Here is a 25,575-nt window from a genome sequence, read left to right on the forward strand (position 1 = left end):
AAATAGTATTACACATAATTTGACAATAAATTATGTGTAAGAGGTCAGGACACACCGAGAACCCCAGTAAATCTGGAAACTTTAATTTATTTCTGTTTGTAGCACAGTAGTAAGCTAAAGATTGAGGGATTGATATGGAGTAGTGATGAAAAATCAACTAAAATCTGTTCTCAGTGAGTTAGAACAAGTTCATAGTCAGAATCTTGAGATCATAACTGGGTTGTTAGCTGAAATCACAAAGCGTAATCCAGAAGAGATCAAACCACACTTAAATAGGATGCTTGAGAATCTAGTCAAACCGCGTCCTTTTTATGAAACTGCGACACCAGATGAGTGGGTAGAAGAGTTTGAACAGTGGGTAAAAAGCCACCGAGAACTTAACCTACCGACACTTTCAGACCCAGACATTAGCCGTGAAAGCATTTATGGAGAGCGTGGGTAAGTGCCTTATCTTGTAGATACGAATGTTTTACTAAGGAGTGTAGACCTGAACCACCCCATGAATCAAAATGCACTCAAAGCTATCACCATGATACGCAGCGGTGGCAAACAATTGCATATTGTCCCACAAAACTTAATTGAATTTTGGAACGTCTACACAAGGCCGCTCGAAAGAAATGGTTTAGGACGTAGTGCGAGACAAGCCCAGTAAACAGTCAATCGTTTAAAGGATTTTTTCCCATTATTACTAGATACTACAGCAATTTATCCAGAATGGGAAAGGTTAGTAGTGACCTATGGAGTTAGGGGGGTTAACGTACATGATACAAGACTGGTGGCAGCAATGCTGGTGCATGGGTTAACTCATATCCTGACATTTAATACTAGTGATTTTCTGCGTTACCCTGAAATCACGGCGGTTAATCCTAACCTATTATCTTGACTCACACTCCCGTTTAGTGATATAATGCCTATACCTAAACATAGCTTCCAGTTGAGCTTGTAGTAGCCAACCACTCATCAGTTCTACTGTACTACCACCAGGCAGACAGAAAGAAATAGCATCAGTCAGCTTGGTTTTACCATTTTCCGCCACAAACTCATGGCGATGTACCCAGTATTCAAAAGGGCCAGATATCTGTTCATCAATAAACAGGCGGTTTTTGTCACATTCAGTGTGACGAGCTAACCAAGTTAAAGGTAATGGTCCCAAAAACAGGCGAAATTCAGTAATAGCACCTACTTCTAACCCCCCTTCCCGGCGCACTACTTTTACAGGTTGCCAAGGTGGCGTGAGTAGTTGCAAGATATCCGGTCTTTCGTGGAATTTCCACACTACTTCGGGGGGTGCATTAATGATGGAGGAATGTTGAAAGTGCAGCATGGCCGGAACAACCTCAAATCTAACTTTCGCAGTCAGTATCAATCTCAATATCTAGGGTATCCTCATCCACCCGCAGATACAAAATATTCGGGTGACAGCACACCTGACAGTCTTCTACATAAGATTGTTGTAACCCAGCACTTAAATCGATAAAAGTTAAGTTTGGTTCGCCGCAATAAGCGCAGTAGTATTCAGCAGTGTTTTGCATTTATTTGAATTGATTCGTAGCTTCTGCTAAGTGCTTTAGTAGTGTAGAATGTGGGAGTGGCCCTTGCAAGTGATTCCAGGGTAAAATTTGCTCTGTTGACCACTTGCTGTAAACGTAAAATTCTAAGTCGGGTATTTGCCCTTTGAGTTGTTTAAATGCACGTTTGTAGCTACCCAAAGAATCCCCAAACTCACGGGTTAATTCTAGAAGTTGGGACAACCGGCGATCGCCTCTGGACAACAAAGCTTGTATAATTGACCAGTTATAACTTTCCGGGCGAAAATCTATCCCCTGGGGTTTGAGTTTCTTCTGTAGCATTTGTAACCGCTTCTCTGCTTGCTGATTGACCCCAAACCATTGAAAAGGTGTATGTGCCTTGGGTACAAAGGTACTGCATCCCAGTGTTAACCGCAAACCAGGGGCAGCTTTTTTTACATTAGCCATCATAGATACAGTGGCATCTAAATCTTCTGGTTCTTCGCCGGGGATACCCACCATACCATAAAGTTTTAAAGCTTTTAATCCTCCCGCTTTGGCATTGATCGCAGCTTGGATGATTTGCTGATTATGCAGCTTTTTGTTGATGATTTGGCGCAGCCGATCTGAACCGGTTTCCACAGCAATAGTCAGCGATCGCGTGTCCCTTTTAGCTAAAGTTTCCGCCAGCTGTACCGTCACCGTATTAGTGCGCACCGAGGCGATACTCAACCGGACATGATCATATTTCGGCTGACTAATATAGTTTAGCAGTTCTTCAAACTCCGGATGTTGAGTTACCGAAGCCCCCAACAACCCCAAGCGGTTAGTCACTGCTAACCCCTGTTCAATCGCGGGAATTAAAGAACCTTCTAAACTCGCTGTTCTAAAAGGTAAAGTCAGATAACTCGCAAGACAAAAACGACACATTTCCGGACAGCTGCGCACGACCTCCACCATGTAAATATTTTCCCATGCTGCCTTTTGTGTCACCACAGTAGACCGAGACAGAACATTACCGCGGTAAGTTTGCTTTTGCACCACCGGGGGAACTTCCGGTAAAATTGGTGTAATTGACTTCACCTCCCCATCTTGACCGTGATATTCTACCTCATACAAACTAGGAACATAAATTCCTGGGACTTGGGCCAGTGCTAGGAGTTTAGTTACCCTAGGGGCGTTTCTCACCTGTTGATAAGTCTCAATGAAATTACTCAGGAGATATTCCCCATCACCGAGTAAAATCACATCAAAGAAATCTGCAAAGGGTTCCGGGTTAGCAGTCAGTACCGGACCGCCACCAAACACCAGGGGATGGGAATCATTACGGGAGTTAGCGCGAATGGGAATATCTAAGGATTCCAGTAAATTTAAAATATTCACATAATCCAGTTCCCAGGAAATCGAAAAACCGACAATTTCTGGTTTTCTAGGGAGTGGTTCTTGAATATCAGTGAATAAGCGACTGACCTGTACATCCTCACGGGTCGCCAAATTTGCCCAAACCACCTGATAACCCAGACTAGTAATACCCACTGTATACTCATTGGGAAAAGCAAAAATCAGGGGTATTGCATCGCTGTTAGGGGTTGTGGGGGTAAATAACAGGCGTTCTGAGGTAAATACAGTCATATTAATGGGTAATTGGGGAATAGGAGCTTATTTTAAAGGGTTATCTATATTTAATTTTAAGGGATAGAATGATGAAGTTGAAACAGAAACTGACACTGTTAGCCAGGATAATCGGTAAAGATTTGAGATATATCCCATAAACCAACCATAAAAAAAGACCACTCATAAACGTAACTAACATCAGGTAAGAGACATCTTTAGCTGACTTACTTCGCCAGGTTTTCACCATCTGGGGTAAAAAAGCGCTAGTTGTTAAAACAGCCGCACATAGTCCTAACAGTGTGATAGAATCCATACTCAATAGTTAATTTTATGCCATTATATAACCATCTTTTTATAAAGATATAGTTATATGTCACAACAAATAATAGATCAAAAAGCCTATTTAATCTTTGACACCTTAGAATCTCTCAATTTGCAATTTCGCCTAGAAGCATCTTGGAAACTTACTAAAAATCGACTCCATAAAAATCGCTTTATATTAGCCATACCAAGAGCAGAAAACTTGAGTAATAAATTCTTATATTTCTGCCAAAAAATGGATATGCCAAATAAATATATAGAAATATTTCAGCAGAATTTATCTCAGGCAAGTGTAGTATATTTTGGGTTTGAGGGTAATGAAGTCAGTTGTATTTATAAGGTGTATTTAGAATTTTGGGATCAAGTGGTTAATAAGATTACAAATAAATCTGAGCCAACCGAAACAACTGCACTTTTAGGTTTAGGGTTTAAATGGAACGCCCTAGACAATACCAAGGGGGTTATATCTACATATACCTGCTATCCTTTGCTATCTGTAGCAGGGATTTTAAACAGGATATCATCTATTTATCAGGGGTACAATCATTCTCATCCTGGGGAAATAGTCCAGGAGCTAATCAATTTTGCTGCTGAGAGAGTTAATGATAATCCCTTTATTTATCTAGAGGTAAGTGAAGAAAATAATCCCCGCAAATCCTTTGATTTAAATTTTTATCAAGCTAACATACCCTTACAAGATATTGAACATTATTTGGGGAAGATCCGCCAGCATTATGAAATTAATGCTCACAGTTTTAATTACTTCTATCAACAAATTGGTTCTAAGAATCTAGGACATTTATCTGGTGGTATTGATAGACAAGGAAAAGACTTTCTGACAATTTACTATGAAGTATAGGAATTATTTCCCTACCTGGGTAAAGCTTAAAAGTTGGGATTGTTCTTGAGGTATCCATGTTTTGGGTAATATCAATCACTATATTAATAGATGTTTAAGTATATAGACTGATATTCTTCGGAGTTAGGTACAAAAGGGCGGGCAAGATGCCCACCCCACAAGATTTATGATATTAAGGTGTGTAGTTTATTGACTTGAAAAGTGCTGTAAGTATTAGAATGACTGGCTTGTGTCTTTTTTGGAAGAGGAGTCTTCTAAGGGGGTATATAATAATTGCGCTTCAGTCCTCCTTAAATACTTCGGAGAATTTTTTACACATGAGCAAGTTTTGGTATTGTTTAGCGCTGAGTACCTTACCCTGTCTGACTGCTCCGTAGGACTTATGACAACAGTTGACATTGACCATGATGGCGTAACACATGGTCACACAGGACTAAAGCCACCATCGCCTCTACCATGGGTACTGCTCGGGGTAATACACAGGGGTCATGTCTTCCCTTTGCAGCTAAAACAGTGTCTTCCCCTGCTTGGGTAACTGTTTTTTGCTCCTTTCTAATTGTGGCCGTGGGTTTAAATGCAACTCGCAAGATAATATTTTCACCGTTGGAAATTCCCCCTTGAATACCCCCTGAACGATTGGTAAGGGTGCGAATTTCTCCACTGTCATCTATATAAAATTCGTCGTTGTGTTCAATCCCGGTTAACAGAGTCCCCCCAAAACCTGAGCCAATTTCAAAGCCTTTACTAGCGGGGAGAGACATCACACCTTTTGCGATATCCGCTTCTAATTTATCAAAGACTGGTTCCCCTAAGCCTTTGGGGACGTTGCGAGCTACACATTCTACTACACCCCCAATTGAATTACCATCTCTACCAATTTGCTCAATTAATGAAATCATCCGTTCTGCTGACTCGCTATCGGGACAGCGGACTATGTTACTCTCCACTTGTTCTAGGGTGACGGTGTTGGGGTCAATCACCGCTTCTAAGTCTTTGATGCGCTTGACGTAGCCGATGATTTCAATATTAGCAACTTGACGGAGGATTTTTTTAGCGATCGCACCTGCGGCCACTCTTCCTATTGTCTCACGGGCTGAGGATCTGCCCCCACCTTGCCAATTGCGAATACCATACTTAGCATCATAAGTTGCATCAGCATGGGAGGGGCGATACTTTTGCGCCATCTCGTCGTAGTCTTGGGGTCGGGTGTCTTTGTTGCGCACCATCATGGCGATGGGTGTTCCCAAGGTTTTACCCTCAAATACTCCAGATAAAATTTCGCAGCTATCGGCTTCTTTGCGCGGTGTAGTAATTTTACTTTGTCCCGGTTTTCTCCTGTCTAGTTCTAGTTGAATTTCTGCGGGAGAAATTTCTAATTGAGGGGGACAACCGTCAATTATCACTCCCACACCACCGCCGTGGGACTCGCCAAATGTAGTAATACGAAATAAATGTCCGAAGGTATTGCCCATGATATTGAGGAAAAACGTTGAGGCTTTTGTATTGTACCGAAAGTTATTAGTTATAGGGAATAGGGAACAGGGAAGGGGGAATTTGTGTGTACTTCCCTAGACTGGGAAAGGCTATATTTAATTAAATTGTCTATCCCAGCACACATATCAACACAGGTGAGTTATCTGTGGGTTTTTACTCTAAGTTTTTTCTAGGTCTTTATGGGTAAAGGGTTTAGCATTGGCTCCGGTGTAATTAGCTACTATATGACCGTTACCGGTCATCTGATATTTATAGGTAACTAACCCTTCTAACCCAACGGGTCCACGGGGGGGCATTTGTTGCGTACTTATACCTACTTCTGCGCCGAAACCGTAGCGAAAACCATCAGCGAACCGGGTAGAACAGTTGTGAAATACCCCCGCTGCGTTCACCAGTCCAAAAAATGTTTCTACCGCTGCTGGGTCTTCTGTGATAATAGCCTCAGTATGGCGGGAACCATACTCGTTAATATGGGCGATCGCCTGTTCTATAGAGTCTACAATTTTGATTGCTAAAATTAAATCACTGTATTCTGTTTCCCAGTCTGTGGCGGTAGCACTGCCAATATGCGGTATAATCTCTAAAGTGCGTTCATCGCCCCTTAATTCTACCTCCGCCCCTGCCAAAGCTGCGGCAATTTTGGGGAGAAATTCCCCAGCAACAGATTGATGGATTAATAGGGTTTCAATGGCGTTACAAGCAGCTGCATATTGAATTTTAGCATCAACACTAACTGTAATAGCTGTGGTTAGATCAGCAGCTTTGTCTATATATAAATGGCAAATTCCGTCGGCGTGTCCTAATACGGGGATGCGGGTGTTATTCTGGACGAATTGTACAAAGGAATTGGAACCCCTGGGAATAATTAAATCTACATATTTATCTAAGTTTAGCAGTTCTCGGGTTTCTTCTCTAGTTGTTAATAACTGCACGGCATCGGAGTTAACCGCAGTATGAGATAATCCCTGTTTAATGGCTTTAACTATAGCTTCACAAGAAGCGATCGCCTCTTTTCCACCTTTGAGAATCACACCGTTACCTGATTTGATTGCTAAGGAGACAATTTGAATTGCTGCTTCTGGACGCGCTTCAAAAATAATCCCCAACACCCCCAGGGGACAAGTAACCCGCTTGAGAACTAAACCAGTATCTAGTTCTCGGTGAATTTGCACAGTTCCCACCGGATCAGGTAGTTTAGCTACATCTCGCACCCCGGCGATCGCATCTCTTAGTTTATGTTCATCTAACTGTAAGCGTTTATATAGTGGTTTGGCGATACCTGCGGCTGTAGCTGCTTGACAATCGGCTATATTTGCTTGTATAATATCATCTTTAGCTAATTCTAGAGCCTGGGCTATGGCTTCTAAGGCTTGGTTTTTGGCTTCTGTATCCAGAATTGCCAATTTACTCGCTGCTTGGCGGGTTTTTTGGGCGATGGTAATTAGGGGTAAAGTATCTTGCAGGGTGGTCATGTGTGAAAATTTGGCTTTTTTCCCATCTTAACAATACACAGAACCCGCGGTTTTTACATTTTCCCTCTCTTTGCAAGGGGAGGGTTAGGTTGGAGTAAAACCCTATTTGATACCTGATGGAATGATTTGGCTCCAGTTTAATAATTCTGGCAAATCCAAGACTAACTCCACAATTAGCAAATATCAGAGATTCAGGTTTTAAATATAGACTTTTTTTAGATCCTTCTTCTGTCACAGCTTCAGCAGTTATATATATATATATATATATATGTCGTCAGATTCTGTTGCATCTCCTATTTTAATCCAAGGAATAGAACCTCCAAGATACTCGCTGATTGGTCTTGGAGATGCTCCGCGCCGAACTTTACAAAGAGATCCTAAAGTCTTCACTTTCCACCCTTTAGGATTAGTAACAGGGTCGCCGAACATATCCAAGAAAGTCGATCGCAATAATTCCTCTGTCAGTGCGATCGCCTGTTTCCGTTTCCGGCGAATATCGTCAGCTTTATCTAATATTGCAGCGATGCGTCGCTGTTCTTCTAGGGGTGGTAGGGGTATTTTGATTGCTTCAAGTCTCCCTTTTGTAATATGCTTAAGTCCTACTCCTCCATGTGATTGAGCAATAATTTTGTCTAGTCGGTGGTTAATTGCATAATAAAAATATTTTTTATCAACTCTATTTTTATCTACCAAAACTCGAAAAATATGTTGGTTTAAAACCGCTTTACCTCGATACCAGAAAAAAGCCCCGAAGGATGTTCCTGGCGTACCAGACCATGAAAAAAGCAACTCACCTGAATCAATTAGAAATTGATCTTTTATCTCCCCATCAAAAAAATTAAAGCCACAATCTGGATTGTTAAGATTTTGTATTCGGACAATGGGAAATCCTGACTTTCCCCAATCACTTGGTTTAAATGCGTAACCATTAACCAGGGTGCAAACGGAACCTAATTCTACTTCAGGAAATACACTCATCCCCAAAACACCCCCAACATAGCAAAACTCACCCGCATCAAATCACCCAGCACCAGAAACAGCAATAATAATTGTATCTCATTTTTCAGTAGATACCTTCACCTTTTGGTAATCCGCTGTATCAATTATCCTGTTGTAACCGCCTTTGTAACTCCCGCACCCGCTCTAAACTTAAACCTGTAATTTCTCTAGTTTCTTCTGCACCCATACCCCTGCGGAGTAAATTAATGGCGATGGTTTCCTGTGCTTCTTGGCGAGCTTTTCGTTCCCAACTGGTAACAATTTCCATATATTTTTCCTCCTGTAATAATCCCATATTATTCGCCGTCACCTGAAATAATTCCTCTTCAGTCGCACTCAAATTGAGATAGACATCTACAAACCCCGAAATTAACTGCATCCGCGCTGGGTCTAGCTTCAAAGTAATTAACAATCGTAAACATTCCGCCTTTACCTGGGGACGTTCCGAGGGGGGTATCTTCATTTTAGCCATTAAAGCCGCTGCTACGGGGTTAGACTGGGTTAAATAATCTCGCCAACGTAGTTGATTTAATTGGATGGCTCTAAAATTAAAATCAAGTACCTGTAAGTCACAAAAAGCTACTTGATAATTTTCTGGTTCCCGACGTTGGGGTTCATCAAAGGAAAAAATCACCACCGGATAGATGGGTAAATCATATTTTTCATGTAAGCGGGCGAAATATTTAAACATCCGCTTGGCAAAATCTGACTGACTGTAAGATTGATTTTCAACGTGAATTAAAAAATAAGTCTCTTGCTGCTGGTATCGCACCTGCGCTAACAAATCAATTTCTTTTTTATCTCCCGAAGTCACATCATTAAATACTTCCTGGGGTAAAAACTGAATAGATTCTCTGTCAATTTCTCTAACTACTTGGGGGAGAAATAACTCTAAAAATTCCACAAAGAAGGTAGAAATCAATTCTTTAAATAAACGGTCATGGTCAATCATCCCAGCAGTTCCTTTAAAACCTCTAAGTCCGCCCGAATTTCACCCTTTAATAGTTTATACTGTTTCAACTAATAGCTGGCAAATGGTTTGATGGGCGTTGAAGGAACCAAACAGCACCCCATCGGGGATAAAATTCCCCATGCTAGAATAACCTTAATCAAGTATCCCTCCCTTCATAGCAAGTAATTATTTAAGTAAAACCTTGATTTTTCCAGGAGAACCTCATGGTTATAGCCACAGTACCAGAGCAACAGGTAAAAATCGGACCCACCCAACTGCTGATTAATAACCAGTGGGTAGAAAGTATCAGCGGTCGCCACTTTGCTACCATCAACCCCAGTACAGGGGAGGTGATATGTGAGGTAGCAGAAGCAGACACAGCAGACGTAGACCGCGCCGTACAAGCAGCCCGCAATGCTTTTAATAGTCGGGAATGGCGGGGGATGTCCCCTAGCCGTCGCGGTGAATTGCTGTATAAATTAGCAGATTTAATTGAGGAAAATACAGAAGAATTGGCGCGACTGGAAACCTTAGATAATGGTAAGCCGTTACATGATTCCCGAGGGGACATAGAGTTAGTCATTGCCTGTTACCGCTATTATGCGGGCTGGGCTGACAAAGTGCAAGGTAAAACCATCCCCATTAATGGCCCTTATTTCTGTTACACACGCCATGAACCGGTAGGGGTAGTAGGTCAAATTATTCCCTGGAACTTTCCCCTATTAATGCAAGCTTGGAAATTAGCCCCAGCTTTAGCTATGGGTAACACCGTAGTCATGAAAAGCGCCGAACAAACACCATTATCTGCGTTGCGGGTGGGTGAGTTAATTATAGCTGCTGGGTTTCCCCCAGGGGTAGTGAATCTATTATCAGGATACGGTCACACAGCGGGAGCGGCGATCGCCAGACATATGGATATTGACAAAGTAGCCTTTACCGGTTCTACAGAAGTAGGACATTTAATTATGGCTGCTGCAGCGCAAAGTAACCTGAAGCGAGTAACCTTAGAATTGGGGGGTAAAAGTCCTAATATAGTGTTTGCTGATGCAGACTTAGAAGCAGCGATCGCCGGTTCCCATGAAGGTATATTTTTTAATCAAGGTCAGTGTTGCTGCGCCGGTTCCCGGTTATTTGTAGAAGAGAAATGTTATGATGAGTTTGTTACCAAAAGCGTAGAGGCAGCGAAAAGGCGGGTAGTGGGTAACCCCTTTGACAGCAACACCCAACAGGGACCCCAAGTAGACAAAGAGCAATTTGATAGAGTCATGGGTTACATCAACGCCGGGAACCGGGAAGGGGCCAAGCTCCTGTGTGGAGGGACTCAAATCGGCGAAAAGGGTTTCTTTATTACACCCACAGTTTTTGCTGATGTTCAAGATCATATGCAGATAGCTCAAGAAGAAATCTTTGGCCCAGTCATGAGCATCATCAAATTTAGAGACATCGAAGAAGTAATTAAGCGGGCGAATAATACCATCTACGGACTAGCTGCAGCAGTCTGGACACAGGATATTACCAAAGCCCATGCGATCGCCAACAATGTCCGAGCGGGTACGGTGTGGGTAAATTGTTACGACGTATTCGACCCAGCAGCACCCTTTGGCGGGTTCAAACAGTCAGGGATGGGTAGAGAACTCGGAGAATATGGACTGCAACAATACACCGAGGTGAAGACAGTCACCATCAAATTATAACCCTTGCTCCCGAGCAATTTGGGCCTTAGCCTGCTGCCATAAAGATTCTAACTCATCTAAAGAGTAATCAGACAGGGGGCGATCGAGTACCGCCTCCATTTTTTGTAACCTGTGTACAAAGCGCCGATTAGTTCCTTGTAAAGCAGCGCTAGGGTCAAGATTGTACCACCGAGCCAACTGGATAACTGCAAACAGTAAATCACCTAATTCTGCTTCTTGACGTGCTGGTGTTTCCCCCGCCAAAGCCTCTTGAAACTCCCCCAACTCCTCATAAAACTTCGACCAAACCCCGTCAATACTTTCCCACTCAAAACCCACCTGGGCCGCCTTTTGGGAAATTTTCATCGCCCCCATTAACGGCGGAAGAGTCCGACCATAACGACCCAGCTGCTCACTCAACTGATGCTGAACAGAAACCTCCCCCTTTTCCTTCGCCTTAATCGCCTCCCAATTTTCCCTCACCTCATCCACACCCGCAACCGACAGATCACCAAACACATGGGGATGACGACGGATCAACTTTTGCGAAATCCCCCTAGCAACCCCCTCTAAATCAAACCTTCCCGACTCCCCAGCAATTTGGGCTTGGAGAACCACCTGTAATAATAAATCCCCCAACTCCTCCGCCATAGCTGCATCATCACCCCCTTGAATTGCATCAACCACCTCATAAGCCTCCTCAATCACATAAGGAATCAGACTTTGGGGAGTTTGCGCCAAATCCCAAGGACAACCCCCATCAGGCGATCGCAACCGAGCTACCACCGAAATCAACTCATGTAAAGCCGCCAAACACTCATCCATAAAAACCTCTGCGTACCTTTGCGCTTACCTTAGCGTACCTTGGCGTTAAAAAATCACCTTCTTCTTCTCCTCCTAGGAGAGAGCAAACCCCGCGCCCCCTGCTTTTGCAACCGTTTATAAGCCGAACCACCCCAATCGCTCAGAGAATGACTCATCGCCCCCAACTCCAACCCCAAAAATAAAGCCAAATATTCCGTAGTGTAAACCATGAGCGATCGCCCCACAATTACACCTAAATCCCGCCAAGTCAGAGTGACAATTCCCAGGATTTCCCCCATCACCAGAATTACAATCGCTGCAAACCACAGCAAACAGCCCAGATAAATTACCCTCAGGGTTGTGCCAATAATCGGCCCGTGAGATAACATAGAGCGGTGACGCAGGTTTTTTTGATAAGGTAGCCAAATACAGCGGAAAAATCCCCAGCGTTGAAACTGACGCGAGTAAATATCTAAATCCGGTCCAAACATCAGACCGCTAAACATAAACCCCCCCGCCACCAGCAGAGTTAAATTGCTGCTGCGAGTTTGCCACAGGGTGACCCCGGCGATCAACGGTAGACTATATAAGGTGATGCGATCGTGGGTTCTAGCAGAGGGCATATTGCAACTGATCGCCTTTCTACACAGGATTACCGAGTTATTATTGTATGTCAAAAAAAAAATTTTCCCAAGGGGTTGCGCAATCAAAATTCTTTTGCTATATTGTTTAATTGTGAGAGCAAACGGGTGGTTAGCTCAGTTGGTAGAGCGCCTGCCTTACAAGCAGGATGTCACTGGTTCGAGTCCAGTACTACCCATTTTTTTTAGTAGGTGTTTCTAAAGGCGTGAAATTTCACGCCTTTATTATTATTTTATCTGGGAGTGCGATCGCCTAGGAAACAACCCTCAACCACTAAAATTATTTCCTGAGAGAAAAAACGCCGCCAAAATAATTAAGAATCCAGCAAATTAAACTGTTGGAGTAACTTAGTATTTTCCGCCGTCAGCAACTCTCGCAGGTCATCAACTTCATTTAAGATTTTCACCTCCCGCGCATATTCTTCTTGGATGATTCCCAAATATCGCTGACGCTGTTCCTCAGTTTGAGAATGGTCAAGCATATGTAGAGCCAAATTGATATTAGAAAGAGGGTCCCGTAATTCCTGAGATAATTTCTCTAACAAATTACCTCTAATATCCGATAGTTGGCGAGAAACTTGTAAATTTGTATCATTTTCTTTGATTTCCTGTTGCAGTTGTTCTATTTTATCGTGATCATCCACATGCTGCTGTGTAGATAATGCTTGTCTTTGTAACCTTGCTTTCACTGCTTGTAAGATTTCCCCTGGTTCAAAAGGTTTAGTAATGTAATCGTCTGCGCCTAAATTCATCCCTTGGCGCAAATCTTCCCGGTGGGCTTTAGCAGTGAGAAAAATTAACGGAATATTGGCCGTATGAGGATAATTTCGCAGTTTTTTTAACACCTGAAAACCGTCCATACCAGGGAGCATAATATCACAAAGAATTAAATCAGGAGATTTAACCCTAGCTAAATGTAAGCCTTCTGAACCATCAGCAGCAGTGATCACCGAAAATTCACCTAATACTAGAATTTCTGCAATATTTAAACGAATTTGCTCCTCATCTTCAATAACTAAAATCAAACTCATAAGTCCCAACCCCAGGAATTAACCATTTATTTATAATAGTAACCATTTGTTTTCATAACTCACAGATTTAAATTTTATAACTGGGTTTTAGCCCTGATAAAATCCCGAAATTCCTCAAATATTGCCAGAATATTCTTCTTGATTCCGAACTGGAAAATCTAGTTAGGGACGTAATGAAGTTTGAGTATAATTAGTAACACATATTTTGATTGAGAAAGCCAAATGTCACAGGGGGACAGTTTTTTGATAGTATAGTAAATCTGACTGGTTTAATAACGATTTTTATGAGCAAAGGCACCCTGTTTGATAAAGTTTGGAACTTACACACCGTTGGAACACTTCCCTCAGGGCTGACACAATTATTTATCGGACTGCACTTAATCCATGAGGTCACTAGTCCCCAAGCCTTTGCTATGTTGCAAGAGAGGGGACTAAAGGTATTGTTTCCACAGCGAACCATAGCCACAGTAGACCACATCGTACCTACAGATAACCAGTCCCGGCCATTTATCGATGGCTTGGCAGAAGAGATGATTCAAGCTTTAGAACAAAACTGCCAAGCAAATAATATCACCTTTCATAATATCGGTTCTGGTAATCAAGGTATAGTCCACGTCATCGCCCCAGAACAAGGATTAACCCAACCAGGAATGACGATCGCTTGTGGGGATAGTCACACATCTAGTCATGGTGCATTTGGTGCGATCGCCTTTGGTATTGGTACAAGCCAAGTTCGGGATGTTTTAGCTTCCCAAACTCTGGCTTTATCAAAATTGAAAGTACGCAAAATAGAAGTCAATGGGACTTTAAACCCCGGTGTTTACGCCAAAGATGTCATCCTCCACATTATTCGCCAACTGGGTGTAAAAGGTGGTGTAGGTTACGCCTATGAATATGCAGGTACCACCTTTGCACAAATGAACATGGAAGAACGGATGACCGTTTGTAACATGGCCATTGAAGGCGGTGCGAGATGCGGTTATGTCAACCCCGACCAAGTCACCTATGATTACTTAAAGGGTAGAGACTTCGCCCCCACATGTGCGCAATGGGAGGAAGCCGTAACTTGGTGGGAGTCTATCAAGAGTGATGCTGATGCAGAATATGATGATGTGGTAGTTTTCAACGCCGCGGATATTGCTCCCACAGTCACCTGGGGAATTACCCCCGGTCAAGGTATCGGTGTCAATGAACTGATACCCAAACCAGAAGAACTACCCGAAGAGGACCGCTTTGTCGCCGAAGAAGCTTACAAATACATGGATTTATTCCCCGGTCAACCCATCAAAGGGACTAAAATTGATGTCTGCTTTATTGGTAGTTGCACCAACGGCAGAATTAGTGACCTGCGGGAAGCTGCTAAAATCGCCCAAGGTCGTCACGTTGCACAGGGAGTTAAGGCCTTTGTAGTCCCCGGTTCAGAACGGGTGAAACAAGAAGCGGAAGCTGAAGGACTCCATCACATCTTTGCACAAGCTGGATTTGAATGGCGTGAACCCGGATGTTCCATGTGCCTAGCTATGAACCCCGACAAACTCCAAGGTAGACAAATCAGCGCCTCCTCTTCCAACCGCAACTTTAAAGGTAGACAAGGGTCATCCTCTGGTCGCACATTACTCATGAGTCCCGCCATGGTCGCCACTGCTGCTATTCAAGGGGAAGTTGCAGACGTGCGCGAACTGCTATAACAGCCCCACCCATCCCCCCGCTGTAGTCACAAAAACTCAAAATTATGGTCAGTGAAGTTAAAAAAATTTCAGGTCGCGGTATAATCCTTATAGGCGATGATATAGATACAGACAGAATTATCCCAGCTCGTTATTTAAAAGCCATTACCTTTGATGGCTTGGGCGAGGGCGTATTCATCGATGACCGCACCGCATTAAAAGGTGAACACCCCTTTGACCAACCCCAATATCAAGGGGCAAATGTGTTAATCGTTAACCGCAACTTCGGCTGTGGTTCATCACGAGAACACGCCCCCCAAGCGATCGCTAAATGGGGAATTCAAGCTTTAATAGGGGAAAGTTTCGCCGAAATCTTTTTTGGTAACTGTGTTGCCATGGGCATACCTTGCGTTACTGCCGATGCTCCTACTGTCAAAAAGCTGCAAGATTTGGTCAGCGCCCATCCCCAAGCTCCTGTCACAGTTAACTTGGAAACTTTAGAAGTATCTGTCGATGATTTTACCACACAAGTTACTATGAGTCAAGGCACTCGCAGCACCTTTATTGCTGGTACATGGGATGCTTGCGGTCAGTTAGTGGCTCAGGCTGAGGCAATTCAGGCTACAGCGGCTCAACTACCTTATCTAACCTGGGTTTAAACGGAGAGGGGGGGATTCGAACCCCCGTTGAGTTTCCCCAAAACGCATTTCGAGTGCGTCACCATCAACCACTCGGACACCTCTCCCGGTAATATATGCAATGGCGGTAAATCTGTCAGCCTGGGCGCGGTTATGGGCGGTTAATTATTACCCGCCGGTGTTTCTCCCAGGAGTTGACCAGATACCATTACTTATCATAGCACCTCCAGCCATTTCTGTACCCCTAAGTTAAAACTAAATTATCCCGATGAATCACAGTTTCAGCACCTACATAGCCCAAAATTGTGCAAATTTCCCGAGAATGACAGCCGCGAATCTTTTCTAACTCCTCACTGCTGTAGTTGACAAGACCTCTGGCGATTTCCGTTCCCTGGTGGTCGCATAACTGTACCGCATCTTGGGCCTCAAAGTTTCCTTCTACTGTTTTAATCCCCGCTGCTAACAAGGATTTCCCCCCCTGGGCGATCGCGGCGATCGCCCCTGTATCCAGGTATAATTTTCCCACTGGGACTAGACCGTAAGCAATCCAACGTTTACGAGCCGAAGTTGGTTCTGGTTGTGGTTGAAAGTGAGTCCCCAGGGGTTCCCCTGCGAGAATCTTCTCTATATTATGGGGAAATCTTCCTTGAGTAATTACCGTTCGCACCCCCGCCGCGATCGCGATCCTCGCAGCGGAAATTTTAGTTACCATCCCCCCAGTCCCCCATTGAGACCCTTGAGCACCGGTTTGTATTTGTAATGCTGCTAGTTCTTGAAGGTTATTCACCAAAGATATGGGCTGCGCATCTGGTACACAACGGGGATCTGCTGAATATAACCTGTCTACATCGGTGAGGATGAATAACCAATCTGCTTCTACTAAACTCGCTACCAATGCTGAGAGGGTATCATTGTCGCCAAATTTCAACTCCTCTACTGCCACTGTATCATTTTCATTGACTACAGGAATTACACCCAGTGCCAAGAGTTCCGCAAAGGTATTATAGACATTCAAATAATGGCTACGCTGTACTAAGTCGCTACGGGTGAGTAACACCTGAGCAATGGGCTGGGATAATGTAGTAAATAAATCATCATATATCCGCATTAACCTTCCTTGTCCCACTGCTGCTACTGCTTGTTTGAGAGCCATGGCTTTAGGACGTTCAGTTAAACCCAATCTAGCACAACCTACTCCCACCGCCCCAGAGGAAACTAAAATCACCCTATGCCCTTGCTGTCTCAAATGGCACAGTGTTTCTGCTAAACTGGCGATGGTGGAAAGTGCTAGCTGTCCCGTTTCTGGTTGGGTGAGGCTAGAAGTGCCGATTTTAACAACAATCGTCTTGCTCATTGATAATTTTCGTTAAAATTTGTAAAGCGCCGCACCTTGTCTAGATCAAGGACGACGCTTTACGGGTTTATTTTTATTTATTATGGCCTAGGGTCTTTATTTAGGCGACCCCATATTATTAATTATTATTATCACCGATGAAGAAGTCTTTCATGTTTTTCTTAATTATTTCTTTATATTTACTTTAGCGACGAGTTCTCAACTTTTGTGAACTTTTGTTTCTTTAGGGGTGATCCTAGCTCCCAATACTTCCGATAACCAGACCTCAAAATTGCGGACAGGATGAGAGCGCAGAGCTACATCGGGATGAACAATCGGCTCTACTAAAATAGTGAACATTCCCAAACGATTACCTGCTAAGACATCGGTAAACAAGCGATCGCCCACCATTCCCACTTGCTGCACAGGGAGATTCATTCCCGTGAGTGCGGCTCTAATTTTCCGTCGGGACGGCTTGGCCGCACCTAAATAATATGGTAGATTGAGGGATCGGGCTATCCCACCGATGCGGGATTCACTCAGATTATTACTTACCAAGCACAACTGTGTATCTCTACGTACTCCCTCTACCCACTCTTGTAATTCTGGGGAAGCTAGCCCCACCCGCAAAGGTACCAAGGTTTCATCCACATCCAACACCAGCCCCCTCAGCCCATATTGTTGAATCATTTCAGATGTGAGGTTTAATACAGAACCAGATATAATCAAATCGGGCTGTAAGAGCTTATTCCAAGTCATAGTCAAATTTAATTCAAATCACAACTATTTTACGCCAACTGTAGTTACCCCCCCATCAGCACCAATCGACCTTAGCCTATTCCACCTCATTAAAAAGTTGTTCTTCTAACAGTGGTTGTACCTTTTTAAATTCTTCCGGGGAAAGTAATTGAGGTTCTCCCGTATTGGAAATGCGAGCAAAAAACAGGAGAGGGTCTAGGGGCGTATAAATTGCATACTCTTGACCTTGATCATAGAAATTAGCCAGTAGCTGTAATTGTTCCGGTTCCAAGTTCTCATCTTCATCTTCGATTTCCAAAGTAAAAATCTCCGACTCTTCCACCGGTGGTAAATCACCAGACACTGTCAGAGCATAAGCAGTATGCTTGACGATCAAATTTTGTTCAGCCAAAACCGCTTGAGCAGTACCTAAAATTTGGCTAATCACAGCATCATCATCTATCAAAATCGCCTGTTCATCATCATCATCACCTTGCCAAGCAAAAATTTCTATAGGTGAGTCCACAGGGAGAAGTAAAACATATTCTTGTCCTTCTACCTCCAGGGAATGTTCAACATAACATTCTAGGCTGCGCCCCCTGTCATCGGTAAGGGTGATGGAACCTGCATGAGCATGATCATTTTCTTCAGGAAATGGAGAGGAAAACATAGCACCAGTGTAAAACTTTATAAATAGCAGTAGATATACAAATGTCTTTACTATTTATTGACCAATTCAGTCAAGAAAAGAGCTTCAGAAATCGATATCAGTCTTAGAGACCCAATTCAGAATATCACGTAAACAGGTCACGTAAACAGGTATGAATGCCCTCAGGCTAACACGGAACCCTGGCAGTTAGCCCGTCTAGTGTCAAGCCATTGTTGTAAAATCAAAGCTGCCGCCTTGCGGTCAATTAAACCTTTATGGCGTGATGGCGAGACATTTTCAGCGATTAACAGTTGTTCGGCTTGAAAAGAAGTTAATCGCTCATCGACATATTCCACTGGTAACTGCACAGCTTTCGCCAATTTTTTGGCAAATTTCAACACATGACGGGCCTGGAATCCTAAAGTCCCATCCATAGAGTAAGGTAAACCCATGACCAGGACTTGCACCTGACGGTCATTGACGATGTCACGGATTTGCTGGACATCCCTTTCAAAGGATGTCCGTTCAATGGTGGTCAGTCCCCTAGCGATCAAACCCGTACCATCGCACCCTGCTACACCAATCCGCTTGCGACCAAAATCTAATCCCAATGCTGAAATAAACGGTTGTGGTTGCTCTTGGGGCGTCAAACTAGTTCTCCTGTTTTGGCTGCTCTGTGGATTCATGAATCGGCAATGCTTCCATACTCAAATTATCGCACTTAAAGGTTATAGGTTCTGATTTGATTGGTGCCGAACTGTCTGATGGTGATTGGTTGGTTGGTCTTACCCATGACATCCCACCTGGTATAGGTTTACGCGCCGGTTGTAAACCTTGCAGCACCCCACTCCACTGAATTCCTTCTAAGGAAACAAATTTCGACTCCCGTAACTTATGCCAAACTGAGCGAGACATCACCAGAGTATGTTCTATACGCTTGGCCCCAATGCGTTCTAAATACTCTTCTCGTTCAGCTTGGTAGTCTGAGGATGCTAATTGTAAACCTTGTTGGGGGAAATCTTGGACAATTCGCGCTAATTGCGAAAGCAACTCTGGATATAGCCAGGTATAAGCGGGGTGAACTGTCAGGGTCGCCACATGGGGAGTTTCGCCTTTGCGGTCTAGTTGGACTTGAAAATACCCGATAGCTGCTTTACGTTGGGGTTCAAACACATAGCCACTCACCACTTCCGTTTTTGTCAACCACTGCTTCACAGCATCAGCTAGAGCGCCCAACAGACTAGTTTTAAAGTCCCGTGTATTGCGGTCAAATACCTGACGCACTAAAGGAGGCATTGATGCTGTATCTAACTGATAGAGTAATTGAGCATCGGCATTACTTACAGGCAAAAGATTAGGCAAGTCGGGCTCTGCTTGGGCTAATACAGCCAGTAATTGCGGTTCAATTTCCCAGTAGGTCATTTCCGCCAGGCGCTGAAATCCATTGTGCCGATATAGTGCTAAAGCATCTTTATCATTAATATTAACTTCTAATAACCAAGTTCGAGCTTCTAAAATCGATTCAAAGCAATGGCGCAACAGTTGCGAGCCTACTCCTTGTTTATCCAAGGATTTGGCCAGCATTACCCGGTCAATTCGCCATGTACTACGTGTACGGTTGAAAGGTGATACTTGAATCATTCCTAACATTAGTCGCCCCTGTTCTGCTACGTAGGCACAGAAACGGTACTTCAATGGGTTAGGAAACCAACTCAAAAATTTGAGTAATCCATACCAACGCCGTAACCATTGCATCTGGTTAATGACAATTTCAGCCTGTTTGGGAGTTAACTCTGATAATGAGTCTTGAGTTATTTGCTCCATCGGGTCTAAATCCCGGTATTGGGCTGGACGGATGACAACGCTGAGGTTTCGAGGAAGTAATGAATTCATCTTAATTAGATCTGCCATTTAGCCTTAACTGACTGCTTGATGAGGAAGTGCTACGATCATCTTAACCGCTTTTCACTCCTGCCTATTGCTACCCAAGAGTGATTTTTTTAACCGATATCCCAGGGCTGGAAAAGATGAACAGCCCAAAAGACCGGCGCGACACAGATCGCATACAATCTCCGCCAGTGGCTTCAACACCTGCGTGAAAAGTTGACCAGAGGGATTATTGCTTCTCCTGAGTATGCAGTACTATGCAGTAATTGTGGTGCTAAAGGGCAAAAATCTTTAACGATATATTCAACAACCTGATTTCAGCCGCCAAGGTAACCGCGCTGCAAATTTCTCTATTTTTACAGCCCTTTTCGGGAAATTAGCTTCTCAAAGTCCGCTTGAGTTTGGTGTAGAAGTTGCTCTCGGCTATCTGCAACTGAAAGTGTCTCCTTGAGTGTGGGAACCAGATTGCGGGCTTGTAGAGTCATATGAAGTTGCAAGTGAGCAACATATTCGCTGAAATCTTCATTGTGTACAACTGCGCCCATTGAGATATTTGATTCCACTGTCACTTGGTTCTCCTTCTCTTCTTTGGTGTGGCCATGTCTTGACATCATCAGAACTTATCACATTGTTTTGCTTAACTTCTTAATCTGTAATGAAGTTTAATGTTCTTTTGGTGAAAAACTCTTTATCAACTGGTTACCAGCATTTTGATAACTTAGTAAATAGTTTGAAACAATCGCACTTACAAGAAAAAGGGGATGACGTTGACTCAACATCCAGATGCCATTGCACCCCACGGTGGACAATTGGTTAACCGTATCGCTACACCAGAAGAAAAGGCAGAATTTCTCTCCAAAGCCGACTTTTTGCCACGAGTACAACTTGATGCGCGGGCGGTTTCTGACTTAGAAATGATTGCTATCGGCGGGTTTAGTCCCCTCACAGGTTTTATGAACCAAGCCGACTACACTCGCGTCGTCCAAGAAATGCGGCTAGCTAATGGCGTCGTCTGGTCAATACCAATTACACTATCAGTCACAACAGAAATAGCCTCCCCATTATCAGAGGGTAGCCTCATCCGTTTGGACAATCCCAATGGTAAATTTATCGGAGTTTTGCACCTGACGCAAAAGTATCTCTATGATCAAACCCAAGAGGTAATTAATGTTTACCGCACTGATGATACCAAACATCCCGGGGTGCAGGTAGTCTATAACCAAGGTTCTGTAAATCTGGCGGGTGATATTTGGCTATTAGAACGCCATCCCCATAGCCACTTTCCCGCCTACCAAATCGATCCCGCCGCTTCCCGACAGATGTTTCAGGATAAAGGTTGGAAAAGCATCGTTGGTTTTCAAACCCGTAACCCCATCCACCGCGCCCACGAATATATCCAAAAGTGTGCTTTAGAAACCGTTGATGGTTTGTTTCTGCACCCCTTGGTCGGAGCAACAAAAGAAGATGATATTCCCGCCGATGTCCGGATGCGTTGCTATGAAATTTTGTTAGAACATTATTATCCTAAAGATAGAGTGATTTTAGCAATTAATCCAGCAGCCATGCGTTATGCTGGGCCACGGGAAGCAATTTTTCATGCTTTAGTGCGGAAAAATTACGGTTGTACTCACTTTATTGTCGGACGGGATCATGCTGGTGTGGGTGATTATTACGGCACTTACGATGCTCAGTATATCTTTGACGAGTTTGATCCGGGTGAACTAGGTATAGTACCCATGAAGTTTGAACACGCTTTCTACTGCACACGCACTAAGCAAATGGCTACAACTAAAACTAGTCCTAGTCAGCCACAGGAGCGCGTTCACCTCTCAGGAACTAAAGTTAGAGAAATGCTGCGCCGGGGTGAATTACCACCGCCAGAATTTTCTCGTCCCGAAGTAGCAACCGAGTTGGCGCGCGCGATGCAAGCCTAAGCATCTACTTAAGGTAGTGGTCTATGGGAAAATTGTATAAACCCTAACTTTACAGTTAAGGCTTCAGCCTTATAAGCTGTTAGCTGAAGACTGATAGCAAGTTGTGATTTTTTGTCTGAGTATCTGAGTGTTAACCACTCAGATACTAAGTCATACTTAAGTGGTCAGGGTAGCTGGGAGTGTCCTGGGAGGTTTTGATGAAGCGGCGGTCTTTTTTACGACGAATCGGTTCTATATTAGCGGTATTGGGTATAAGTGAGGGTCAGTGGTTGACTTTAATCGATCGCTACTCCCAAGCTTTGGCACAGTCTGGTCAACGTAAATTAGCATTATTGGTTGGCATTAATCAATACCAAAAAGGTTTGTCTTTAAGTGGTTGTCTCACTGATGTGGAACTGCAAAAAGAATTGTTAATTCATCGGTTTGGCTTCCAAAGCTCAGATATCCTGACTTTAACTGATGAAGATGCTACCAGGAACTCCATTGAGACAGCCTTTAAAGAACACCTCACCCAGCAACTCAAAGCTGATGATGTGGCGGTGTTCCACTTTAGTGGCTATGGCACCAGAATTAAGTCCGGTATATTTATTGATACGGTGCAAAATGCTTTAGTTCCAGCTTATGATCCCCTATTACGACACAAAGGGGAAATAGTCAACTATATATTAGCAGAAACAGTAGAATTATTATTGCGATCGCTGCCCACAAACAGAGTCACTGCTGTATTAGATACCAGCTTTCATGCTCCCAGCAGTCTACCCATAGGTTGGCAAATTCGCGTCCGTCCAGAATCAACACAAGCACAACTAGCAACTGAGGAACTGGAGTTCTTACAACAACTCAAAAATCAAAACTCTAACCCCATTTACCCAGTGGTGTTGTCTGCTACTTCAGACACTCAACAGCTAGCCAGGGAAATACTATTTTCTGGGTTGTGCGCCGGTTTATTTACCTACACCCTAACCCAATACCTATGGGAAACCACACCAGCAACTACAATTAGATTCACTCTTTCCCATGTGGGGAGCTATATGCATAAGCTGGGAAGTAATCAGCAGCCAGGATTATTAAATGAGTCCAAAAATCCCCTCAAACCATTAACCGTGGAGAATTTACTCCTCCCAGATAGCCCAGTGGGCGGGGAGGGAGTCATTACAGCCCTGGAAGATGATGGGAAAACAGCCCAAATATTTTTAACTGGACTACCGCCACAAGTCTTAGAACATTATGGCACTAATTCCCGATTCCACCTACCAACAGGAGAACAGTTAGTATTGCGATCGCGCAACGGCTTAACAGCCAAAGCTCAAATATCTAAAGTTTTACCACCTTTATCACCCTTATCACCAAGCTCCCCACTTGTAGGACAGGTATTTCAGGAAGCCGTGCGGGTATTACCCCGAAATGTTAATTTAATAGTGGGTTTAGATACAAGATTAGAAAGAATCGAGCGCGTAGATGCCACAAGCGCCTTTGCTGGAATTGACCATGTGACTACCGTAGTCGCAGGAGAACAAGCAGCAGATTGTGTATTTAGTAAACTCTTAGAAACTCCCAGTCGCTATGGTTTATTTACCCCCGGTGGTAAACTCATAGCTAACACATCTGGAGAACCGGGGGAAGCGGTAAAATTAGTCGTGCAAAGATTAGTCCCCAAATTAACCACCCTCCTAGCCACAAAGTTATGGCGACTCACAGAAAATGAAGGTTCTTCGGGCTTACCAGTCAAAGCTACCCTGGAAATTATTAACAACTTATCACCCCGCGTCGTCATGCAACGGGAAACTACACGCACTCTCAACCCCGGACAACAGCAAAGTAAATACCTGCTCACAGCCCTGATGAATCCCATTGTACCCGTTGGCAGCCGCATGCAGTACCGATTACAAAATCAGGGCGATCGCCCCATCTACTTAATGCTGCTGGGATTAAAAAACAACATCAACGCCATCGCCTTTTATCCTTGGCAATCCGCAGAAGAATCTACATACTCTAACTCTAAACCCTTATTCCAACAAGTAGTTATTCCCCCCGGTGAAACCGTTGTATTACCCAAAGGTGTCACAGATTCCGAATGGATGATCCCAGGGCCAGCATACGAATGTGAACACCAAATGATTTTCAGCACCGCCCCCTTTAGGGAAACACTAGGATTTTTAGAAAAAGCCAAGTATCCCATCACAGACCAAAGACCCTTTGGCGCATTATTGAAACCTTTAGAAATTGCTCAAGTATTATTGCAGGATTTGCATAACGCCAGTGCAGTCACATCGGAAACTAACATCACATCTACCGAATCTTATGTATTGGATGTGAAAAATTGGGCTAGTTTCAACTTTGATTTTCAAGTCGCCTGAACTACCGATATTCCTTGGGGGTGACTCCCATGACGCGCTTGAAATGACGGGTTAAGTGACTATGACTATAAAATCCACAGGATACAGCAATCTCAGCTATGGACATTTGAGATGAGCGCAACATGGGTATTGCACGTTTTACCCGCTGCTGAATAATGTACTGATGCAATGGAATTCCCATGGACTCTCTAAACACACTGCATAGATATACCTGACTGTAACCTGCCAGTGTCGCCAGGTCAGCCAACCTGATATTTTGGTCAAGATAGCTATCAATATAATCAATTAACAGTTTTAAGGTAGATACACTCAAACCCCCAGGATGCTTTCGCCGTCGAATAACAGCGCTAGAATGGTGCTTTACCAGGCGCATCACTAGGGCGTTGATCAATGTATCTTGATAAACAGACCCCGTTTGAGAATCTGGTGGCGCTGCTAGTTCAGCCTTTAAAGCCATCCCTAAATGATAAACCCCTCCATCCTCTACACCAGAACGGGGAATCATTGCCACATCACCATTGGTGATCCTATCCCGGGCCAGGTCATTCACCAACTCCGTTTTCAGAAAAAACAAAGTAATCCCCATGTCTTGATTCCATGTAGCCCAGTGAGATGATCCATCAGGAAAAATACCTATACCCCCAGAACCCGCTAGTTTACGGGGGTATAGCTTACCGTCTAACCGACATTCTAATTCAGTTTTGCAATTGATATCAAACACCCCAAAAAACTGGTATCCATTAACACAGTGTTCTGGAATTTCATGGGGAGGTAGTTGATCATAGTGGAGCATGATCACTTGATCTGCTTGCAGGGAGTTGCAAATAGTGGGCTGATAGGGTAAAACCCTGCGTATGGTATTAAACTCCTGGGGATATACCTTTAACTCCCTGGTCTGGGAATTAACACTGGGATGATGGTCTAATTGTGGTTTGTGAAAATTTTGCCTGAGTAGATTTACCATAAGGTGAGGTTTAAATTGTAATTGCTAAATTGAAATAATT

26 protein-coding genes and 2 tRNA genes are annotated in these 25,575 nt (G+C 43.6%); 9 read left to right on the forward strand and 19 right to left on the reverse strand.

Translation table 11 applies throughout. From position 1 onward, the window contains the following. Positions 1 to 145: 145 nt before the first annotated feature. Complete coding sequence (locus tag IM676_RS10100) at positions 146 to 442, forward strand: hypothetical protein (RefSeq protein ID WP_200986800.1); 297 nt, start codon at positions 146 to 148, stop codon at positions 440 to 442. 57 nt (positions 443 to 499) lie between these two features. Further along, a complete protein-coding gene (locus IM676_RS19800) occupies positions 500 to 652 on the forward strand; it encodes a hypothetical protein (protein WP_225880323.1) in 153 nt (50 codons plus the stop codon). Positions 653 to 874: 222 nt separating this feature from the next. Here IM676_RS19800 and IM676_RS10110 read toward each other — a convergent pair whose 3' ends face one another. The 4 genes from IM676_RS10110 to IM676_RS10125 are packed head-to-tail and all read right to left on the reverse strand — an operon-like array spanning position 875 to position 3,435. After that, positions 875 to 1,324 (reverse strand): SRPBCC family protein, encoded by a 450-nt coding sequence (locus tag IM676_RS10110; protein WP_200986801.1) that lies wholly within the window; start codon positions 1,322 to 1,324, stop codon positions 875 to 877. Between the two features lie 19 nt (positions 1,325 to 1,343). Continuing rightward, positions 1,344 to 1,532 carry a CPXCG motif-containing cysteine-rich protein gene (locus IM676_RS10115; RefSeq protein ID WP_200986802.1) on the reverse strand — a complete coding sequence of 63 codons (189 nt, stop codon included), beginning with the start codon at positions 1,530 to 1,532 and terminating at the stop codon, positions 1,344 to 1,346. Continuing rightward, the gene (locus IM676_RS10120) at positions 1,533 to 3,140 is read right to left on the reverse strand and encodes a B12-binding domain-containing radical SAM protein (RefSeq protein WP_404799791.1); all 1,608 of its coding nucleotides are present in this window, start codon (positions 3,138 to 3,140) and stop codon (positions 1,533 to 1,535) included. A 40-nt stretch (positions 3,141 to 3,180) separates the two neighbouring features. After that, positions 3,181 to 3,435 carry a SemiSWEET family sugar transporter gene (locus IM676_RS10125; RefSeq protein WP_200986803.1) on the reverse strand — a complete coding sequence of 85 codons (255 nt, stop codon included), beginning with the start codon at positions 3,433 to 3,435 and terminating at the stop codon, positions 3,181 to 3,183. A gap of 57 nt (positions 3,436 to 3,492) precedes the next feature. On the opposite strand from IM676_RS10125, the gene IM676_RS10130 reads away from it, so the two are divergent. Further along, positions 3,493 to 4,302, forward strand: a complete 810-nt coding sequence (locus tag IM676_RS10130; protein ID WP_200986804.1) for a hypothetical protein — start codon at positions 3,493 to 3,495, stop codon at positions 4,300 to 4,302. Positions 4,303 to 4,682: 380 nt separating this feature from the next. On the opposite strand, the gene aroC is transcribed toward IM676_RS10130, so the two are convergent. From aroC to IM676_RS10150, 4 genes are all read right to left on the reverse strand, one after another. Further along, complete coding sequence (aroC, locus tag IM676_RS10135) at positions 4,683 to 5,774, reverse strand: chorismate synthase (protein ID WP_200986805.1); 1,092 nt, start codon at positions 5,772 to 5,774, stop codon at positions 4,683 to 4,685. A gap of 180 nt (positions 5,775 to 5,954) precedes the next feature. Next, a complete protein-coding gene (locus tag IM676_RS10140) occupies positions 5,955 to 7,268 on the reverse strand; it encodes a glutamate-5-semialdehyde dehydrogenase (RefSeq protein ID WP_200986806.1) in 1,314 nt (437 codons plus the stop codon). A gap of 246 nt (positions 7,269 to 7,514) precedes the next feature. After that, positions 7,515 to 8,246 carry a restriction endonuclease subunit S gene (locus IM676_RS10145; protein ID WP_200986807.1) on the reverse strand — a complete coding sequence of 244 codons (732 nt, stop codon included), beginning with the start codon at positions 8,244 to 8,246 and terminating at the stop codon, positions 7,515 to 7,517. A gap of 121 nt (positions 8,247 to 8,367) precedes the next feature. Further along, entirely contained in the window at positions 8,368 to 9,219 is an 852-nt protein-coding gene (locus IM676_RS10150) for an Rpn family recombination-promoting nuclease/putative transposase (RefSeq protein ID WP_200986808.1), read from the reverse strand. A 224-nt stretch (positions 9,220 to 9,443) separates the two neighbouring features. Here IM676_RS10150 and IM676_RS10155 point away from each other — a divergent pair, with 224 nt between their 5' ends. After that, complete coding sequence (locus tag IM676_RS10155) at positions 9,444 to 10,913, forward strand: aldehyde dehydrogenase family protein (RefSeq protein ID WP_200986809.1); 1,470 nt, start codon at positions 9,444 to 9,446, stop codon at positions 10,911 to 10,913. Here the strand turns inward: IM676_RS10155 and mazG are convergent. Both mazG and IM676_RS10165 read right to left on the reverse strand, forming a co-directional pair. Beyond that, positions 10,908 to 11,717 (reverse strand): nucleoside triphosphate pyrophosphohydrolase, encoded by an 810-nt coding sequence (gene mazG / locus IM676_RS10160; protein WP_200986810.1) that lies wholly within the window; start codon positions 11,715 to 11,717, stop codon positions 10,908 to 10,910. The two genes, IM676_RS10155 and mazG, sit on opposite strands and share 6 nt — an antisense overlap. A gap of 53 nt (positions 11,718 to 11,770) precedes the next feature. Further along, positions 11,771 to 12,319, reverse strand: a complete 549-nt coding sequence (locus IM676_RS10165) for a metal-binding protein (RefSeq protein WP_200986811.1) — start codon at positions 12,317 to 12,319, stop codon at positions 11,771 to 11,773. A 124-nt stretch (positions 12,320 to 12,443) separates the two neighbouring features. Between IM676_RS10165 and IM676_RS10170 the strand changes: the two genes are divergently transcribed. After that, positions 12,444 to 12,516, forward strand: a tRNA-Val gene (locus tag IM676_RS10170). 135 nt (positions 12,517 to 12,651) lie between these two features. Here IM676_RS10170 and IM676_RS10175 read toward each other — a convergent pair. Beyond that, on the reverse strand, positions 12,652 to 13,368 hold the full coding sequence (locus IM676_RS10175; protein WP_200986812.1) for an ATP-binding response regulator: 717 nt from the start codon (positions 13,366 to 13,368) through the stop codon (positions 12,652 to 12,654). A gap of 284 nt (positions 13,369 to 13,652) precedes the next feature. Here IM676_RS10175 and leuC point away from each other — a divergent pair, with 284 nt between their 5' ends. Further along, positions 13,653 to 15,056, forward strand: a complete 1,404-nt coding sequence (leuC, locus tag IM676_RS10180) for a 3-isopropylmalate dehydratase large subunit (RefSeq protein WP_200986813.1) — start codon at positions 13,653 to 13,655, stop codon at positions 15,054 to 15,056. 44 nt (positions 15,057 to 15,100) lie between these two features. Continuing rightward, positions 15,101 to 15,694, forward strand: coding sequence for a 3-isopropylmalate dehydratase small subunit (gene leuD / locus IM676_RS10185; RefSeq protein WP_200986814.1), 594 nt, complete (start codon positions 15,101 to 15,103; stop codon positions 15,692 to 15,694). 1 nt (position 15,695) lies between these two features. Here the strand turns inward: leuD and IM676_RS10190 are convergent. The 7 genes from IM676_RS10190 to IM676_RS10220 form a co-directional block, all read right to left on the reverse strand. After that, a tRNA-Ser gene (locus IM676_RS10190) sits at positions 15,696 to 15,780 on the reverse strand. Positions 15,781 to 15,917: 137 nt separating this feature from the next. After that, positions 15,918 to 17,027 (reverse strand): glutamate 5-kinase, encoded by a 1,110-nt coding sequence (gene proB, locus IM676_RS10195; protein WP_200986815.1) that lies wholly within the window; start codon positions 17,025 to 17,027, stop codon positions 15,918 to 15,920. 198 nt (positions 17,028 to 17,225) lie between these two features. Beyond that, positions 17,226 to 17,765: a YqeG family HAD IIIA-type phosphatase gene (locus IM676_RS10200; RefSeq protein WP_200986816.1), complete on the reverse strand. Its 540-nt coding sequence runs from the start codon at positions 17,763 to 17,765 to the stop codon at positions 17,226 to 17,228. Between the two features lie 76 nt (positions 17,766 to 17,841). Continuing rightward, positions 17,842 to 18,414: a DUF3727 domain-containing protein gene (locus IM676_RS10205; RefSeq protein WP_200986817.1), complete on the reverse strand. Its 573-nt coding sequence runs from the start codon at positions 18,412 to 18,414 to the stop codon at positions 17,842 to 17,844. A 161-nt stretch (positions 18,415 to 18,575) separates the two neighbouring features. Then, positions 18,576 to 19,043 carry a Holliday junction resolvase RuvX gene (gene ruvX, locus IM676_RS10210; RefSeq protein ID WP_225880324.1) on the reverse strand — a complete coding sequence of 156 codons (468 nt, stop codon included), beginning with the start codon at positions 19,041 to 19,043 and terminating at the stop codon, positions 18,576 to 18,578. 1 nt (position 19,044) lies between these two features. Further along, complete coding sequence (locus IM676_RS10215) at positions 19,045 to 20,286, reverse strand: GNAT family N-acetyltransferase (protein WP_225880325.1); 1,242 nt, start codon at positions 20,284 to 20,286, stop codon at positions 19,045 to 19,047. A 350-nt stretch (positions 20,287 to 20,636) separates the two neighbouring features. Further along, the gene (locus IM676_RS10220; RefSeq protein WP_200990154.1) at positions 20,637 to 20,843 is read right to left on the reverse strand and encodes a hypothetical protein; all 207 of its coding nucleotides are present in this window, start codon (positions 20,841 to 20,843) and stop codon (positions 20,637 to 20,639) included. A 204-nt stretch (positions 20,844 to 21,047) separates the two neighbouring features. On the opposite strand from IM676_RS10220, the gene sat reads away from it, so the two are divergent. Both sat and IM676_RS10230 read left to right on the forward strand, forming a co-directional pair. Further along, positions 21,048 to 22,214 (forward strand): sulfate adenylyltransferase, encoded by a 1,167-nt coding sequence (gene sat / locus IM676_RS10225; protein WP_200990155.1) that lies wholly within the window; start codon positions 21,048 to 21,050, stop codon positions 22,212 to 22,214. 197 nt (positions 22,215 to 22,411) lie between these two features. Beyond that, complete coding sequence (locus IM676_RS10230; protein WP_200986820.1) at positions 22,412 to 24,571, forward strand: caspase family protein; 2,160 nt, start codon at positions 22,412 to 22,414, stop codon at positions 24,569 to 24,571. Between the two features lies 1 nt (position 24,572). Here the strand turns inward: IM676_RS10230 and IM676_RS10235 are convergent, their stop codons facing one another. Then, positions 24,573 to 25,535: an AraC family transcriptional regulator gene (locus IM676_RS10235; RefSeq protein WP_200986821.1), complete on the reverse strand. Its 963-nt coding sequence runs from the start codon at positions 25,533 to 25,535 to the stop codon at positions 24,573 to 24,575. Between the last annotated feature and the right edge of the window lie 40 nt (positions 25,536 to 25,575).

This window comes from Anabaenopsis elenkinii CCIBt3563, from assembly GCF_015245355.1.
Lineage (GTDB): Bacteria > Cyanobacteriota > Cyanobacteriia > Cyanobacteriales > Nostocaceae > Anabaenopsis > Anabaenopsis elenkinii.

Excerpts from the sequence above, each read along its gene's own strand:
- IM676_RS10100 (WP_200986800.1), top strand. The coding sequence starts at position 146 with ATGAAAAATCAACTAAAATCTGTTCTCAGTGAGTTAGAACAAGTTCAT.
- IM676_RS19800 (WP_225880323.1), top strand. The coding sequence starts at position 500 with ATGAATCAAAATGCACTCAAAGCTATCACCATGATACGCAGCGGTGGC.
- IM676_RS10110 (WP_200986801.1), bottom strand. The coding sequence starts at position 1,324 with ATGCTGCACTTTCAACATTCCTCCATCATTAATGCACCCCCCGAAGTA.
- IM676_RS10115 (WP_200986802.1), bottom strand. The coding sequence starts at position 1,532 with ATGCAAAACACTGCTGAATACTACTGCGCTTATTGCGGCGAACCAAAC.
- IM676_RS10120 (WP_404799791.1), bottom strand. The coding sequence starts at position 3,140 with ATGACTGTATTTACCTCAGAACGCCTGTTATTTACCCCCACAACCCCT.
- IM676_RS10125 (WP_200986803.1), bottom strand. The coding sequence starts at position 3,435 with ATGGATTCTATCACACTGTTAGGACTATGTGCGGCTGTTTTAACAACT.
- IM676_RS10130 (WP_200986804.1), top strand. The coding sequence starts at position 3,493 with ATGTCACAACAAATAATAGATCAAAAAGCCTATTTAATCTTTGACACC.
- aroC (WP_200986805.1), bottom strand. The coding sequence starts at position 5,774 with ATGGGCAATACCTTCGGACATTTATTTCGTATTACTACATTTGGCGAG.
- IM676_RS10140 (WP_200986806.1), bottom strand. The coding sequence starts at position 7,268 with ATGACCACCCTGCAAGATACTTTACCCCTAATTACCATCGCCCAAAAA.
- IM676_RS10145 (WP_200986807.1), bottom strand. The coding sequence starts at position 8,246 with ATGAGTGTATTTCCTGAAGTAGAATTAGGTTCCGTTTGCACCCTGGTT.
- IM676_RS10150 (WP_200986808.1), bottom strand. The coding sequence starts at position 9,219 with ATGATTGACCATGACCGTTTATTTAAAGAATTGATTTCTACCTTCTTT.
- IM676_RS10155 (WP_200986809.1), top strand. The coding sequence starts at position 9,444 with ATGGTTATAGCCACAGTACCAGAGCAACAGGTAAAAATCGGACCCACC.
- mazG (WP_200986810.1), bottom strand. The coding sequence starts at position 11,717 with ATGGATGAGTGTTTGGCGGCTTTACATGAGTTGATTTCGGTGGTAGCT.
- IM676_RS10165 (WP_200986811.1), bottom strand. The coding sequence starts at position 12,319 with ATGCCCTCTGCTAGAACCCACGATCGCATCACCTTATATAGTCTACCG.
- IM676_RS10175 (WP_200986812.1), bottom strand. The coding sequence starts at position 13,368 with ATGAGTTTGATTTTAGTTATTGAAGATGAGGAGCAAATTCGTTTAAAT.
- leuC (WP_200986813.1), top strand. The coding sequence starts at position 13,653 with ATGAGCAAAGGCACCCTGTTTGATAAAGTTTGGAACTTACACACCGTT.
- leuD (WP_200986814.1), top strand. The coding sequence starts at position 15,101 with ATGGTCAGTGAAGTTAAAAAAATTTCAGGTCGCGGTATAATCCTTATA.
- proB (WP_200986815.1), bottom strand. The coding sequence starts at position 17,027 with ATGAGCAAGACGATTGTTGTTAAAATCGGCACTTCTAGCCTCACCCAA.
- IM676_RS10200 (WP_200986816.1), bottom strand. The coding sequence starts at position 17,765 with ATGACTTGGAATAAGCTCTTACAGCCCGATTTGATTATATCTGGTTCT.
- IM676_RS10205 (WP_200986817.1), bottom strand. The coding sequence starts at position 18,414 with ATGTTTTCCTCTCCATTTCCTGAAGAAAATGATCATGCTCATGCAGGT.
- IM676_RS10215 (WP_225880325.1), bottom strand. The coding sequence starts at position 20,286 with ATGAATTCATTACTTCCTCGAAACCTCAGCGTTGTCATCCGTCCAGCC.
- IM676_RS10230 (WP_200986820.1), top strand. The coding sequence starts at position 22,412 with ATGAAGCGGCGGTCTTTTTTACGACGAATCGGTTCTATATTAGCGGTA.
- IM676_RS10235 (WP_200986821.1), bottom strand. The coding sequence starts at position 25,535 with ATGGTAAATCTACTCAGGCAAAATTTTCACAAACCACAATTAGACCAT.